The sequence below is a fragment of the Humidesulfovibrio mexicanus genome (assembly GCF_900188225.1).
In the GTDB taxonomy this organism is placed as follows: Bacteria; Desulfobacterota; Desulfovibrionia; order Desulfovibrionales; family Desulfovibrionaceae; genus Humidesulfovibrio; species Humidesulfovibrio mexicanus.
This window is the reverse complement of the sequence record NZ_FZOC01000002.1, coordinates 466,987-480,249: the sequence shown is the minus strand read 5'-3', so window position 1 is coordinate 480,249 and position 13,263 is coordinate 466,987. Positions and strand designations below refer to the sequence as shown.

Annotated in this window: 12 protein-coding genes and 1 other RNA gene; 8 read left to right on the top strand and 5 right to left on the bottom strand. The window is 64.6% G+C overall.

Going from position 1 to position 13,263, the window contains the following annotated elements; translation table 11 throughout:
• The first annotated feature begins 64 nt into the window (after nt 1-64).
• The 5 genes from CHB73_RS05930 to CHB73_RS05910 all read left to right on the top strand — a co-directional run bounded on the left by CHB73_RS05930 (nt 65) and on the right by CHB73_RS05910 (nt 3,487).
• A complete protein-coding gene (locus tag CHB73_RS05930) occupies nt 65-592 on the top strand; it encodes a FecR family protein (protein ID WP_089273072.1) in 528 nt (175 codons plus the stop codon).
• A complete protein-coding gene (locus tag CHB73_RS05925) occupies nt 589-1,194 on the top strand; it encodes an OmpA family protein (RefSeq protein ID WP_089273070.1) in 606 nt (201 codons plus the stop codon). The genes CHB73_RS05930 and CHB73_RS05925 overlap by 4 nt, the downstream gene beginning before the upstream one ends.
• 128 nt (nt 1,195-1,322) lie before the next feature.
• A complete protein-coding gene (folD, locus tag CHB73_RS05920) occupies nt 1,323-2,183 on the top strand; it encodes a bifunctional methylenetetrahydrofolate dehydrogenase/methenyltetrahydrofolate cyclohydrolase FolD (RefSeq protein ID WP_089273068.1) in 861 nt (286 codons plus the stop codon).
• A gap of 88 nt (nt 2,184-2,271) precedes the next feature.
• A complete protein-coding gene (locus tag CHB73_RS05915) occupies nt 2,272-2,664 on the top strand; it encodes a cupin domain-containing protein (RefSeq protein WP_235641526.1) in 393 nt (130 codons plus the stop codon).
• A complete protein-coding gene (locus CHB73_RS05910; protein ID WP_089273066.1) occupies nt 2,612-3,487 on the top strand; it encodes an AraC family transcriptional regulator in 876 nt (291 codons plus the stop codon). The genes CHB73_RS05915 and CHB73_RS05910 overlap by 53 nt, the downstream gene beginning before the upstream one ends.
• Here the strand turns inward: CHB73_RS05910 and CHB73_RS05905 are convergent.
• The 5 genes from CHB73_RS05905 to CHB73_RS05885 all read right to left on the bottom strand — a co-directional run bounded on the left by CHB73_RS05905 (nt 3,482) and on the right by CHB73_RS05885 (nt 10,404).
• Nucleotides 3,482-4,075: an O-methyltransferase gene (locus CHB73_RS05905; RefSeq protein ID WP_089273064.1), complete on the bottom strand. Its 594-nt coding sequence runs from the start codon at nt 4,073-4,075 to the stop codon at nt 3,482-3,484. The two genes, CHB73_RS05910 and CHB73_RS05905, sit on opposite strands and share 6 nt — an antisense overlap.
• Before the next feature lie 63 nt (nt 4,076-4,138).
• Complete coding sequence (locus CHB73_RS05900; RefSeq protein ID WP_179216920.1) at nt 4,139-6,781, bottom strand: PAS domain S-box protein; 2,643 nt, start codon at nt 6,779-6,781, stop codon at nt 4,139-4,141.
• A 143-nt stretch (nt 6,782-6,924) separates the two neighbouring features.
• Nucleotides 6,925-8,118 carry a type IV pilus twitching motility protein PilT gene (locus tag CHB73_RS05895; protein ID WP_089273060.1) on the bottom strand — a complete coding sequence of 398 codons (1,194 nt, stop codon included), beginning with the start codon at nt 8,116-8,118 and terminating at the stop codon, nt 6,925-6,927.
• 168 nt (nt 8,119-8,286) lie between these two features.
• Nucleotides 8,287-8,715, bottom strand: coding sequence for a universal stress protein (locus CHB73_RS05890; protein ID WP_235641525.1), 429 nt, complete (start codon nt 8,713-8,715; stop codon nt 8,287-8,289).
• A gap of 165 nt (nt 8,716-8,880) precedes the next feature.
• Nucleotides 8,881-10,404, bottom strand: coding sequence for an AlbA family DNA-binding domain-containing protein (locus tag CHB73_RS05885; RefSeq protein ID WP_179216919.1), 1,524 nt, complete (start codon nt 10,402-10,404; stop codon nt 8,881-8,883).
• A gap of 254 nt (nt 10,405-10,658) precedes the next feature.
• Here CHB73_RS05885 and ssrA point away from each other — a divergent pair.
• The 3 genes from ssrA (at nt 10,659) to CHB73_RS05870 (ending at nt 13,080) form a co-directional block, all read left to right on the top strand.
• Nucleotides 10,659-11,012: a transfer-messenger RNA gene (gene ssrA / locus CHB73_RS05880) on the top strand.
• A gap of 103 nt (nt 11,013-11,115) precedes the next feature.
• Complete coding sequence (locus CHB73_RS05875) at nt 11,116-12,504, top strand: DUF6538 domain-containing protein (RefSeq protein WP_143337317.1); 1,389 nt, start codon at nt 11,116-11,118, stop codon at nt 12,502-12,504.
• Nucleotides 12,505-12,636: 132 nt separating this feature from the next.
• On the top strand, nt 12,637-13,080 hold the full coding sequence (locus CHB73_RS05870; protein WP_089273054.1) for a winged helix-turn-helix domain-containing protein: 444 nt from the start codon (nt 12,637-12,639) through the stop codon (nt 13,078-13,080).
• Nucleotides 13,081-13,263: the final 183 nt, after the last annotated feature.

Below are 13,263 nucleotides of genomic sequence, written 5' to 3'. Positions count from 1 at the left end.
CCGTCCGCGAAGCTGTTGACGAAATTTTTGACCCGGCATAGCATAGACAAAAGGAGTACTCTCCATGTCACCGCATCCACCAAGCCGATACGCCACAAAAGCGGTGCTGTCCGCCCTGGCCCTGTTCTGTCTGTGTTCCCTTTCCTCGAACTCCGTCCTTGCGGCCGATGCTCCTGCCGGAAGCGTCAAGTCCGTTGCGGGCGAGGCGCTGGTCACGCGCGCCGGGGCCGCCGCCCCCCTCAAAATCGGGGACCGGGTCTATGAAAGGGATGTGCTCACCACGGGCAAGGGCGCCACTCTGGGGCTTGTGCTGCGCGACAACTCCACCCTGTCGCTCGGCCCAGGCAGCCGCCTGGTGGTGGAACGCTTCCTTTTCGAACCGGAGAAGGGGGCGCTGGCCCAGGTGCTCAAGCTCTCACGCGGATCCATGGCCGCGGTGAGCGGAGAAATCGTGAAGCTCAACCCGGAGGTGGCCAAGATCGAAACGCCGGTCTATTCCGTCGGCATACGCGGCACGCACGTTCTGCTGAACGTCGAACCCGGCCTGGAGACCGCCGAGGACAAGGCCCAGGTGACGGGGGCAGCCAAATGAACGCGCGCAAGCTGCTGCTCTTGGCCGTGCTTGTGGCGCTGCCGCTGCTGGCGGCGTGCGGCAAGCCGCGCAACGTGGTGCTGCTCCTGCCTGATCCCGATGGCCACGTGGGCCAGGTGAGCATAACCAACACGGCTGGCGCGACCCGGCTGACCCAGGCGGGGACAGCCGTGCGCGTGGCCGATGCCCAATCCGCTCCATCCGCGCCGGAAACGCTTTCCGAGGCCGAAACCGAAGCCCTTTTCGGTCCGGCCCGCCGGGCTTTGCCGGAAAAGCCGGTGCGCTTCGTCCTGTATTTCGATAGCGAGACCACCCGGCTCACCAGGGAGTCCCAGGCCCTGCTGCCGCAGGTACTGGCGACCGCCAAGGACCGGGACTCCCGCGACATCGCCGTTGTGGGCCACGCCAGCGCCGCCGGAGACGAAAACTACAATATCGACATCTCGCGCAGGCGTGCGGAATCCGTGCGCAAACTGCTGATCAAGGCAGGGCTGCCGTCGGAGGGCATCGAAGTGGCGTCGCACGGTTCGGCCAATCCTCTCGTGGTAAGCGCCAACCCGCACGAACCAAGAAACCGCCGGGTGGAAGTCACCGTCCGCTGACGCACGCTCCCCGCGTTCCAAACCAACGCATCCACGGCCCGCGCCCTCGACAAGCGCGGGCCTTTTCCGTAGATTGCCCCTTCCGCAACACACACGCACCGCATGGCAACCCCTTTCAGGAGGTCCAGATGATCCTGCTCGACGGCAAAGCCACCGCCCAGTCCATCCGCACAGAACTCAAGGCCGAAGTGGCCGGGCTGACGCCCAGGCATGGTCGCGCGCCAGGGCTGGCCGTCATCCTTGTGGGCGAGGATCCGGCCTCCCAGGTGTATGTGCGCAACAAGGAACGCGCCTGCGCCGAGGTGGGCATCGCCTCCTTCCCGCACAGGCTCCCGGACGACACCACGCAGCAGGACCTGGAGGCCCTCATCGCCAGGCTCAACGCCGACGAGGCCGTGGACGGCATCCTGCTCCAGCTTCCCGTGCCCAAGGGCCTGGACAGCCGCCGCTGCCTGGAGCGCATCCGTCCGGACAAGGACGTGGACGGCTTCCACCCGGAGAACATGGGCCGACTGGCCCAGGGGCTGCCCGGCTTCGCACCCTGCACCCCGGCCGGGGTCATGGAGCTGCTGCGGCGCTACGGGCTCTCCCCGCGCGGCAAGCGCGCCGTGGTGGTGGGCCGCAGCAACATCGTGGGCCGTCCGTTGTCCATCATGCTTTCCCAGCCTGGCGAGTACGGCGACGCCACCGTGACCCTGTGCCACTCCCGCACGCCCGACTTGGCCGAGCAGTGCAGGCAGGCCGACTTCCTCTTCGCCGCCATAGGCAGGCCCAAGTTCATCACCTGCGACATGGTCAAGCCCGGCGCCGTGGTGGTGGACGTGGGCATCAACCGCGTGGACGACTGCCTCATGGGCGACTGCGACTTCGAGTGCATCTGCTCCAGCGCCGGGGCCATGACTCCGGTGCCCGGCGGCATCGGCCCCATGACCATCGCCATGCTGATGCAAAACGCCGTGCTGGCGTACAAGGCCCATGTGGGCGCGTAGGCGCCGCTGCAAGAACGTCCAAGACCGCAAGCGCAGCCTTTGGCAAAAGGAGGGACAAACGTCCCCCATTCAACCAAAGGAGTCTGCGATGCCCAACGATCTTTCCCTTCTGCCCGGGACCATGCGTCTGGCCGCACCGGGCCGCGAAAAGGATCTTGCCGCCCTGCCTTGGAACCCGCACGCGAGCTTTCCTGGCGTTGCCCTCAAGCACCTGCTCACCGCTGCGGATACGGACGGAGCCATGAGTGCGCACCTGGTACGGGTGGAGGCTGGCTGCGTCCTTGAGGAACACACGCACCCCGCCAACATGGAACTGCACGAGGTTGTGGCCGGGGCGGGAACCTGCCTATTGGCGGGCGACAGCGTACGCTACGAGCCCGGCGTCTGCGGGCTGATGCCAGCGGGCGTGCGCCATGCAGTGAGGGCCGATGCCGGACACGACCTCTACATCCTCGCCAAATTCGTGCCGCCCCTGCTCTAGCGGCGGACGAACTCCGCGCGCCGGGCGGCCAAGGCTGGTCTGCCCGGCGCATTTGCCTGGGGTGTGTCTGGTCATGGCCGACCGGCACCCGCCAGAGCAGCCGCGCCATGCCCACGATTCCCTCACCGTGGGCCTCGTCACCAACGGAACGCGCAGCATCAGCACGGCGGAGGGCCATACGCAAGTCGCTCTAGGCGAGGTGTTCTCCCTGCCGCAAGGTCTGGCCCATTCTTGCACGGCGTGCGGCCCCTGCGCCTACCTCGCCTTCAGCTTCACGGAGGCCTCGCTGCCGTTGGGCTTCCCCACCCGCCTTCCCCTGCGCATTGCGGACGCTGGCCTGGCCGCCTGCCTTGCGGAGCTGGCGGCGTGCTGCGAACGCGCCGCTGGCGCGCTGGAAATCCAATCCATGCTGGCGGAAGTGCTGGAACGCCTGGCCGACCACGGCGTCGAAACGCCATGCGCCACAAGACCGGATCGGGAAGAAATGACGCGCGCGGTGGCAACAGCGCGAGAAATCATCGAGAAAGAGGACGGCCAGGGTGTGGGACTGGAAGAACTGGCACAGAGCTGCGGCGTGGACGCCTATGCCCTGCACCGGGCCTTCACGCGTCTGGTCGGCCTGCCTCCGCACGCCTTTCAGACCCATGCGCGTTTGCGGCGCGCCAAGCGCCAGTTGCGCGAAGGAATGGCCCCGGCGGAAGCGGCCATCGAAGCGGGATTCTGCGACCAGAGCCACCTGAACCGGCACTTTGCGCGGGTGGTTGGCCTTACCCCGGCGCAGTATGCCAGGGCTTACGCGCGGCGGAAATGCCCCCCCCTATGACACCTTGCGGCAGATGAGCAGCCCTGCTCCAAGAGGCAAGGTCACCGCATCCACGCGCGGGTCCACCTCCACATCCAGGAGAAACTGCGGAAAGCGCTCCGCCCCGCTCACGGCCTCGCCCACAATGACGAGCCCGCCACGGGGCAGGGCCGCCAGGGCCGTTTCAAAGGCCTCCCGCGCGCACTCCGGCCCGGCGTCGATGAAGCAGAAGGACAATCCGGACAGGGAGTCCAGGCCGGCCACGCCGTCCTCCTGCCGCAGCTCCACCACGTCGAACACCCCCGCGGTGTCCAGGCAGTGCCGGGCAAGCTCGACCTTTGCCGGGTCCGGCTCGAAGGTGACCAGTTTGCGGCCTGTGGCGCGGCAGGCCAGGGCCAGCCACAGGGCGGAATAGCCAGCGCCCGTGCCCAGTTCTGCCGCATCGCCCGGCGGACAATTGGCCAGCAGCAAGGCCAGCAGCTTGCCCGCTTCCGGCTCCACCTGCGGCAAAAGCCGCTGGGGCTCCACGCCCTGCGCCTTGCGCCAGGCTTCCAGGGCCTTCATGTGTCCCTGGGTGACCTCGACGGACTGGGGAATATCTCTGAACATGCGGCGGACCTCCGGGTTGTCCGGGGGGTGTACCCAAAATCGCGCCGCAGGTGAAGGGAAAAGTCAGCCGCGCACGGGCAGCGAGGACAGTATCGAGGCAAGTTCGCCCTCTTGAACTGGTTTGCTCAAATACCCGTCCATGCCGGCCGCCAGAAAACGCTCGCGGTCCCCGGCCATGGCATACGCAGTCAGCGCAATGACCGGGGTCCAAGGCTTGGTGCCAGTGTTCTGAATGGCACGAATGCGCTGGGTCGCCTCCACGCCGTCCAACTCTGGCATCTGGATGTCCATGAGCACACAGTCGAAATTCCCCTCGGCAAAGGCCCGCACCGCCTCCAGGCCGTTTTCGGCGGTCACGGCCATGTGCCCCATGCGGGTGAGCATGGTGCGGATGGCCAGGCGTCCCACCTCCTCGTCCTCAACCAGCAACAGTCGCAACGGCCCCGCAACAGCTTTGGATGCTGTCCGCGCCTCAGGCGATGTCGACGCGAATTCTTCTGGGAGCTCCAGCACAAGCCGCAGATGGATGCTCGTCCCCCGACCGACCTCGGTGTCCACAACGATCTCGCCGCCCATGAGATCGGCCAGACGTTTGACTATGGCCAAACCAAGCCCCGCGCCCTCGTACTTGCGCGCAAAACTTGCATCAGACTGGGTGAAGCGCCGGAACACATGGTCCACCTGCCCGTCCGGTATGCCGATGCCCGTGTCGCAGACGCTGAGATAGAGCATCACCGACCGGGGCTCGCGGGGATGGGGGGCGCTCCAGGCCTCCACCCGGACCTCGCCGCTCGGGGTGAACTTCACCGCGTTGCCCACGAGATTGAACAGTATCTGGCGAATCCTCGCCTCGTCGCCCAGAAGAACCTCCGGCGTGCCGGGCCAAACCCGAAAGGACAGCCCAAGCCCCTTGGGCGCACAGGCCAGGCGGAAGATGTTCTCCACGGTCTCGAACACCACATCCAGGCGCAAGGGGGCGAGGTGCAGCGCAAGCCTTCCAGCCTCCATGCTCGAAAAGTCCAGGATGTCGTTCAGCAGCCCAAGCAGCCTGCGCCCGGCGCCAAGGGCCATGTCGACATACTCCTGGCGATCCTCGCTCGCGGGGTCGCCCTGCAGCAGTTGGAGCATCCCCAGCATACCGTTCAACGGGGTTCGTATCTCATGGCTCATGTTGGCCAAGAACTCGCCCTTGGCGCGGTTCGAGGCCTCGGCCACGTCACGGGCGTCTGCCAGGGCCAGCTCCATGCGCTTGCGATCGGTTATGTCCGTGTTGCATACCCGGCGTCCAAGAGGCTCGCCGTCCTCCCGGACGATGCTGACGCATTTGTGGTTCACCCAGATGGTCTCGCCAGACCTGGTGATGATGCGCAGGTCCATGGTGCACAACTCCCTGCCGGGATATGCGTGGTCCTCAAGGTGGCAATGATAACGAGCCTTGTCGTCCGGGTGGATGATGCGGAAAACGAGATCGCTGTCAGACATGAACTCGGCCGCGGTATAGCCGCATACGCGTTCGCAGGAGGGAGAGGCCCAGATCATGCGGCCATCGACGCCGCGCCAGTACTCCCAGTCATACGTGAAGTCCGCCACCGTGCGGAAGGTCAGCTCGCTGCGCCGCAGGGCTTCTTCGGCGCGCAAACGCTCGCTGATATCGCTGAAGGTGGCGACGAAGCCGTCTCCGGTGGCGATTGCAGTGACAAGGTACTCGCGCGGCTTCCGGTCGCGCCCGGCCAACAGGTACATGCGCGGAGCGGCCACTCCCGCTGGGGCGCTCCCGCGCATGTCGTCCAGCAAGGCCTGGCTGGCCTCCTGGCGGCGCTCCTCGTCCGGACAAACGAAGCCCCACCATTGTTCCAGGGTGGGGATGTCCTCCAGGGAACAGCCGAACGCCAGTACAAAGCGCTGGTTCACATTGAGCACACGCCCCTGGGCATCCACGGAACAGAGCGGGATCGGCGCGCGATCGAACAATTCTCGATAACGGCGCTCGCTTGCGTACAGGGCGACTTCGGAGAGCCGACGCTGGGTCACGTCCTGAAAGACCACGCCGAACACTTCGTCCCGCATGGGGAAGGCGGAAACACGGAAATGCTTATCTAAACCGGGAACATGGGTATCGAAAGAGACTGGCCGCCCTCGCTGGAGCATGGCGACGAAGGCGTGAAGATTCGGCGGCTCGGCCAGACCGAACGCCTCCACCACCCGCCGCCCCAGAACCTCCGTCCGCTTCACCCCAAGAATCCGTTCATAGGCGGGGTTCACGTCCAGAATGCGATAATCAACTGGCGTGCCGGAGGCATCGCGCACCAGCTCCAGCACGCACAGGCCCTCGTTCATGGACTCGAACAGGATCCTATAGCTCGACTCGCTCTCGGCCAACACCCGTCGCGCCCGCAGATGCCGCTCGCTCAAGACGCTGACGAGCAGGCCGGTGAAAATGAGCGCCAGCCATTGGAGCAGGTCGTGCCCGGCCACGATGGCGAGACTGCCTTCCGGGGGGATGGCCTGCAGGTTGATGCCCAACGCGCAAAGCGCCGTGGCCAGCACGCCGGGCCAAAGGCCGCCGAGCAGCGCGACCACGCCGATGGGCGCCATGAACAGGATGAGCAGGGGCCGCTCGCCGAAATCGACGGAAAGAGCGGAACGAAGGCCAAGCGTGAGCAGGGGCGCGCAAACAGCCAAGGCGTATACAGCCCAGATCGGCATTCTGCCGTGCCAAAGCCCCCCGGCCATCTCCCCCCCCGCATGGCCCCGCTTCGAGCCGGGGCCAAATCCAGTTCTCGTTCGTCTCTACAGAAACAGACGACTTCTGGCAACGGGCTGGGAAAAAATGGCTGCTCGAAGCCAGGTCACGATGAGCGGCGTTCCAGTTCCGAAATGTAGTCGTCGATGTCCCCGCCGTCGAACACGGTCTGCGGCTCGTCCGGCTCCTGGCGCCGCGATGGCTGAGGCGCTGCGCCAGGACAGGGGCGATAATCGTAGTCGAACAAGCGCGAGGAATGCTCGCGCGGGGCGTTGCCGGGGGCGGTGGCGTGGAGCACCTGCGGCTGCCGGAAGTCCGTGCGCGCGGCGAGGTAGTCGTCGCGGTAGGCGGCGAAGGTGAACATGCCCTTCGCCTTGCACGTCTCCAGCGTGCTGTCCAACTGGGAAAGCTTGTTCTCGCGGATGAGGGTCGCGATGGCCCTGGTGTTGCGCAGGATGGACAGCAGCGGCACCGAATGCTTGAGCCGCGGCATGTACAGCAGTTGCTGGTTCACAATGCCCGCCAGACTTTGCGCCAACTGAAGGCGGATATGCTCCCCGGCGAGGGTGCTCAGGCTGCACATGCGGTTCACCGCTTCCTCGTGGGTGCCGGCGTGCATGGTGGCGATGACCAGATGCCCGGACTCGGCGGCGTCCAGGGAAAGCTGTATGGTTTCCGGGGCGCGCATCTCGCCCACCACGATGACGTCCGGAGCCTGGCGCAGCACGTCGAGCAGCCCCTGCTGATAGGAATGGAAATGCTTGCCCAGCTCACGCTGCTCGATGAAGGCCATGCGCGAGGTGAACAGGTACTCGATAGGGTCCTCCAGGGTCATGACGTGACACGCCCTGGTGTTGTTGATCTCGTTGATGAGCGCGGCGATGGTGGTGGTCTTGCCGCTGCCCGTGCTGCCGCAAATGAGCAGCAATCCCGAACGAGCGGCGCAAAAATCCTTGAGGGAAGGGTGCAGGTTCAGGCTGTCCAGGTCGGGAATCACGGACGGCAGGAAGCGTATGGCCAGGCTCACCCCCCTGTGGGAGCTGAAGGCGTTGATGCGCAGGCGCTTATCCTCGACCGAAAGGGCGAGGTCCGTGGACCAGTGTTCCTTGAGCTGACGTTTTTGCCTCTGGTTGAGAATGCGATCCACCAGAGCATCCACATACTGGTGCGACAGCACATGCTGTTTCTGAAAGAAAACCTCGCCGTCGCGTCGGCACACAAGCGGATGGCCGCCAGTGATATGCAGGTCCGAATAGCCTTTTTCATAACAGGCGGTGATGATCTTGGTGAACGTTTCCATGGGGGACGTCCTGGGCGGTTGCAGCCGCAAGTGGTGTCGGCCGTGGGGGCCGGTGCGGGCAATACGTACACCTGCGCAATGCGTCTGCCAAGCCCCTGGAAGCGAGAAAAAAAGCCCGGTCAAAAACCGGGCTCAACTCAACGCAGTGGATGATTTAAAAGAAAGAAATCAGCGTATCAGAAGAACGGGGCAATGGGACGATGACAGCACGCGGTGGGCGTCGCTGCCCATGAGCATCCCCTGCAGATCGGAGAGCCCGCGCGACCCCATGACGATGAGGTCATAATCACCGCTTTGGGCCTCGCGGACTATGCAGTCGCCCGGACGCCCCTCCTTGATGAACAGGGCCGGTTCGATGCCCGCCTCGCGCAGGCGCTTGGCGTAGGGAGCCAGCAGTTTTCTCGCCTCTCGCTCCATCTCCCGCAGCAGTTCTTCACGGGGCTCGCCGCCAATAAGCATGGGGATGCGCCCCAGGCAGTGCAGCAGGGCGACGTGAGTCTCCTGGCAGCGGGCCACGGCGATGGCGTGCTGCAGCGCCCGGCGGGAATGTTCTGAGCTGTCGACGGGAACAAGAATCTTCCTGTACATCACATCCATTTGGCCTCCTGGCGCCGAGCCCGGCGCAGCGTGAAAATGCCCTACGCGCGACAAGGAGTCAACAACGGAACGGTTCGCAGAAAACCCTGGCGGTTGCGGCCAGGTCCCATGCGCCTCGCCGTTTCTCCCGCCGCGATGCCCTGCAATGCCCCCAGCCAACGGCTTCTACTTGCGCAGCAAGGCGACAACCTGGCTCAGGCTGAGTTCGTTTGTGGCCGGTCCAACGCGCACGAAATAGTGCTCGTCCTCCCCGCTCTTGACGATGACCGGCGTTTCGGCCTTGCGGCACGTGACGGCCAGCACGACCCGATCCTCAACGTTCACGGCCTGTGCCGAAACAAAGCGTGCGTGCTCTGCGCCGATATGCTGGTTGAACAGATTCACAAAATGTAGCAGCAGGCGGTCGCGGCTGGGAAACCCGTCGGCCTCGGTGCCGAGCACCGCTCCGGTGTCCTCCACGCCCACCAGCAGCACCCCGCCCTTGGAATTCAAAAAGGCGGCGATGGTCTTGAGACAGGCCAGCTCAATGCGCTTGTCGGCCTTGCCGGAGTACAGGTTCACGCGCAGGGTGGATTTGAATTCCACGTCCTCGCGCTCCCCGGCGCGGATGACAGCCAGGACATCGGCCTCGGCAAGCGGCCGGTCCAGGCCAACGGTAAGCAGGCCCGCGCGCATACGCCGCCGCACCAGAGCAAGGGCAAGCAGCGCGAACACGCCGATGACGACGCTCACGCCCGACAGCGCCCAAAGCAGGTCCGGCCCCCAGCCGAGGGAGCCCTGGGCCTTGCCGCGCGGCACGGCGTAGCCCACGAAGGATGTACGGTCGATGAGGGCCAGCTTGTCGAACACTCCGCGCCAGCTCTTGCCTTCCCACGCAAACTCCACCACTTCCAGATAATCGCGCCCGGAAGCGGCGAAGGCTTCGGCCGCGGCCCCTGCAACGCCTTGCAGAAGCCCGTCCCGCGGTGCGGTGAACCCGCCCGGTCCAAGGGCGCCCACAAGCGTGTCGCCGTATCCGAAAATAATGACCCCGGACTCCTCGCCGCTTGTGGTCCGCAGCGGATCGTCCAGCCCGGACAGGTCCACCCCGAAGGTGGCGACAACGGGGCGTCCATTGTCATCGGGCAGGCGCAGACTGGCGAACACGCGTTTGGCCTGCCCCCCAGCGGGCCCCGGCGACCAGAGAAGGTCGCCATCGCCCTTGTGCACCGACCCCAAGCCTTGTGGAACTGCGAGGGCGTCTGGACCGTCCGGGACATCGGGCCGGGTGGGCGGACGCAAGGCAAGCCGGGAGGCGATCTCCACGGCAAAGGGAACGGTCTCCTGCGGCAACGACACCACACGCCCGCCATCGCGCCGCAGGTGCAGCAGGGTCTCGCTCCCGCGCGTCACCAGCACGGAATCGATGAAGCGCAGGCGCGACACCACGGGCCGGTACAGACGGTCCAGGCCTCGCGTGGTGAGGGGCTCGCCCTCCGCAGCAGCCACATGACGCGAAAGAAACACGGTCTCGGCCATGGAACTGGAAATAAGCGCCAGTCTGGCCTCAAGGCCATCAAGGGTCAGCAAAAGCCCGCTGCGCTCCGCGTTGCGCCCAAGCTCACGCGCGCACAACCCAAGGGCCACGGCCAGCAGCAGGGTCCCCAGTGCGATGGTCCATTGCACCAGGCGGTATCGTCCCGGCGTCATTAAGAGCGCTGGCGAAATTCTCATGCGGGGAAATCCTCCGGAACGCTAGAGGGACACAGGCCCCCAAACCACCCGCCGCACTCTCCGGGCGCAGCGGACCAAGCCTAGCCGAGGTCGAACGCGCGCGCAACCTAAACGCCTCAACGGCTGCTTGACATGCCCAACCGCAGCGGGCAATGTGCCTTTCCTGCCGTAGGGGCCTTGCCACTGCCCAACGCGGTATTATCTGTCCAGACAAGACATGTTCTTTGAAAGGGGGCGCACCGGTTTCGACGGGGACAGTCGATGCCGTGGCTGCAGGTCGAGGCGCCGCTGGCCTCGTAAAAAGCGGCAAGCACTCAAGTGCCAACGACTACGATTACGCTCTGGCTGCCTAATACCCAGCCACGATCCTTCTGACCGACGTCCGATACGTCTTAAGGATCGACAAAACCCATCGGGACGGCGTGCAGATGGCGTCCGCCGTATGCACGCGGCACAAGGCGGACATGTCGTTTCATGCCTGGGCAGGGGCTAGTGAAACGACGAGAATCATACCTGCCCTAAACCTGTAGACGCCACGCGCAAAGCGTTCTCGGACGAGGGTTCGATTCCCTCCGCCTCCACCAAGTCCCTCGCAAGATACTGACTTCTCAAGGACTCCTTGGCATTACTGGTCTTGCAGGCTTCCAACTGCTCCACAAAGCTGCTACACAGCGGAGCATGAAGGATATGCCAAAATGCCAAGGAGTCTTCCGCCGGAAGGCATCCACCCAGTTCCACTACCGTCGCCGCATCCCACTCGATCTTGTTGACCACTACGATGGCCGCAAGGAGCTGTCTTACAGCCTGGGAACCGCCGACTACAAGACAGCCTGCGCCAAGGCCCGCCTTGAGGCCGTCCGGCTTGACCAGGAATTCGAGGAACGCCGCGCCAAGGCGCAGGCGACGGCCCGCCCAAAGGTCAAAGCCCAGCCGCGTTCAAGCATTACTGAGCTTGAGATGGATCGCTTGGTCCTCCTGCTGGAACACAGCATGCTCAGGGCCGACGATGAGATGCGCCAGAACGGTCTTGATGACTTCATGTTCGACAGGATGGACCAAGAGCACGAAGAACGCCTTGCCCTTTTTCGCCGCGCCCTGGCGCGTGGTGACATCAGCGTAGCTGCTGAAGTCGTCGAAGATTGGCTTTGGGGCCATGGTTTTGACTTGGATCGAAACAGCGAGGCCTTCAAGACCCTGGGCTACCGCTTTCTGAAAACCATCGTCTCGGCCACCGACCGACAGGCCAAGCGCCATCTTGGCGACGTGGTGGACACACCGCCTCTGCCAGCCCCCTTTGGCGCTCTCTCAGAACGCCCTACCATCCCACCTCTTGCCCAATGGACCACTTCGCCGATCCAGGCCACCATCTCCTTGGGCAAGGCCGTGGACCTTTACACCCAGGAAAAGCGGGAGTCCGGGGAGTGGCAGAACGGCACAGAGTACAAGGAGGGCGCGAAGGTCCGCCTGTTCGCGGAGATCATGGGGCTGGACCGCGACCTCGCCAGCCTGACCATCGAGGACATGCGCGACCTGAAGGCTGCCCTACTCCGCTTCCCCGCCAACAGGAGCAAGCTCGCCCCTTACCGGGACATGACCATGGAGGAGGTGCTGAAGGCCGAGGTGCCGGAAGCACAGCGCCTCCAGCCGACCACCTTGAAGAACTACTTCAACAAGATCGGGGCGTTCCTCAAGTGGGCCAAGAAGCACCGCTACCACAACGACCCGACCATCGCCTCGGACATCCTCACCATCAAGACCACGAAACAGGACCACGAGCATCGCAGCCCCCTCACCCCCGAGGACATCCGGCTGTACTTCTCGCCGGAGACCTTCGTTTGTTTGATGTCAAGAGGTGGAGGGTACGTCCTACGAAGCCGCCAGGGGACGACGGAGCCGACCATCCGCACCCCAAGCCCAGCCCATCCGCGCCAGACCCGACGCCCCGCACGGGGGGAGAATCGGGATCGGACCAAGTACGATGCGGCGCTCAAATTTTTGCGTCAAAAACTCGGGGGAGGGCCAGCGTCCGATCCCGCCCAGGTGTCATCCTTGTTCACTGCCCCAGAGCTGTGCTAAGCAGCCGTAACCGCCGTTGGACTGTCCACGGCGCACACCACCGGAGGCAAACATGACCCAGTTCATCACCACAATGCCGAAGGCCCCCGCCGTATTTGCGGGCTGGCCAAAGGCGGGGAGGGCGCGCTCCCTATGACCACCCGCGCACTCCCGTCCGGTCCGGACGGGTCCACCACAGGCCCTGAGAAGTCGCCCCTGCACCCCACCGGTTTTCCCAGCCCCACCATTCGCCTGCACCTCTGGCTTGAGAGCCAAGGCGAAGTCTTCTTCGGCATAGGCCGCGCCCAGCTCCTCTTCTGCATCAAACAGCACGGCTCCCTGCGCCAGGCAGCCAAGGCTCTCGGCATGGGGTATCGCGCCGCCTGGGGCAAGCTCCAGCGAACAGAGCAGGCCCTTGGCCTCAAGCTCGTGGAGAGCCGTGGGCAGCGCCGCGATGGTGTGCGCCTGACACCTGAAGGTGAGGAGTTGGCCGACACCTTCCAAGTCTGGTTCGAGGCGGTGGAGCGCTGCGCTGAAGCCTCCGCCAACTCCCTGTTCCCATTCAAAGTGGCCCGGTTCTCCAACCCGACCACTTGAACGAACCGCAGCCCGCCTTCTGATCCCGACCACCCTGGCCGGGCGCTTTCTTGCGTCCGGACCTCCTCACACCGGATATGTGCCAATGTCGGCATATATGCCAAATAATTGCCATTTTGTGTCAACACTTGAACGGTTGGCATTTGCTTGTGCTCTAGCACGTATTGGTGAATGACACTAAAG

Bases quoted from the DNA above. Each gene is read 5' to 3' on its own strand.
- CHB73_RS05870 (WP_089273054.1), top strand. From the start codon at position 12,637: ATGACCACCCGCGCACTCCCGTCCGGTCCGGACGGGTCCACCACAGGC.
- CHB73_RS05925 (WP_089273070.1), top strand. From the start codon at position 589: ATGAACGCGCGCAAGCTGCTGCTCTTGGCCGTGCTTGTGGCGCTGCCG.
- CHB73_RS05905 (WP_089273064.1), bottom strand. From the start codon at position 4,075: ATGTTCAGAGATATTCCCCAGTCCGTCGAGGTCACCCAGGGACACATG.
- CHB73_RS05875 (WP_143337317.1), top strand. From the start codon at position 11,116: ATGCCAAAATGCCAAGGAGTCTTCCGCCGGAAGGCATCCACCCAGTTC.
- CHB73_RS05885 (WP_179216919.1), bottom strand. From the start codon at position 10,404: ATGACGCCGGGACGATACCGCCTGGTGCAATGGACCATCGCACTGGGG.
- CHB73_RS05915 (WP_235641526.1), top strand. From the start codon at position 2,272: ATGCCCAACGATCTTTCCCTTCTGCCCGGGACCATGCGTCTGGCCGCA.
- CHB73_RS05900 (WP_179216920.1), bottom strand. From the start codon at position 6,781: ATGCCGATCTGGGCTGTATACGCCTTGGCTGTTTGCGCGCCCCTGCTC.
- CHB73_RS05895 (WP_089273060.1), bottom strand. From the start codon at position 8,118: ATGGAAACGTTCACCAAGATCATCACCGCCTGTTATGAAAAAGGCTAT.
- CHB73_RS05910 (WP_089273066.1), top strand. From the start codon at position 2,612: ATGCCGGACACGACCTCTACATCCTCGCCAAATTCGTGCCGCCCCTGC.
- CHB73_RS05890 (WP_235641525.1), bottom strand. From the start codon at position 8,715: ATGGATGTGATGTACAGGAAGATTCTTGTTCCCGTCGACAGCTCAGAA.
- CHB73_RS05930 (WP_089273072.1), top strand. From the start codon at position 65: ATGTCACCGCATCCACCAAGCCGATACGCCACAAAAGCGGTGCTGTCC.
- folD (WP_089273068.1), top strand. From the start codon at position 1,323: ATGATCCTGCTCGACGGCAAAGCCACCGCCCAGTCCATCCGCACAGAA.